Here is a 625-nt window from a genome sequence, read left to right as displayed (position 1 = left end):
GCGGACCATCCCATCACTGGTGACAAATCGTTTCCTTCGTCATTCAAAGCGCGCGGCAACTCGAGTTTGAACATTCCGGCACCCTGACGCAAAGGTACACCGTACTCGAGGCAGAAGGCCCGCATCTGATTGATCAGGCGTGTCCTCGAGCCGACCATCTGGTCACGGATTCGATGCAGGGCTTGAAGATCGACCTGGCCCTCCTCCTTTACGGCGACGAAGCGCATTGTCGGTCGCGTTGCGGCCTCAGCGATTGCCTCGGCGTCGATGATATCGTTCTTGTTTGATTTCACGTAGGGTTTCACGAATTGCGCAGGGATCAGGCGCACCTTGTGACCAAGTTCCTGTATCTTCCGGGCGAGCCACTGTGAACCGGCGCAGGATTCCATGCCAACTATGCTTGGTTGTGCCCGAGCAAAGAACTGAAGTAGGGTATCCCGTCGAAAGCGAACTTTCTGAACAGGTGTGCCGTCGCAGCTCAGGCCAACGACGTGGAACAGGTTCTTGCCAATGTCGATTCCATAGACTGCCGCCGGTCGCGGCAAATTGCGATGGACCATGGTACTCTCCTCTTTTGATCTGGCCTTCCTATGATGAAGGAGGAGGACGGGGCGGACCATCCCAT

At 56.2% G+C, this 625-nt stretch carries 1 protein-coding gene; it reads right to left on the bottom strand.

The genetic code is table 11. The features are described from left to right. Positions 1–560, bottom strand: a 560-nt coding sequence (locus HZZ16_RS36980) for an IS110 family RNA-guided transposase (RefSeq protein ID WP_197955789.1), incomplete at its 3' end; no start/stop codon positions are given. Between the last annotated feature and the right edge of the window lie 65 nt (positions 561–625).

Origin of the sequence: Bradyrhizobium glycinis, assembly GCF_016031655.1 — a bacterium.
Taxonomy (GTDB): domain Bacteria; phylum Pseudomonadota; class Alphaproteobacteria; order Rhizobiales; family Xanthobacteraceae; genus Bradyrhizobium; species Bradyrhizobium glycinis.
Note: the sequence above shows the minus strand (reverse complement) of the source record. Positions and strands in the feature narration are given on the sequence as shown.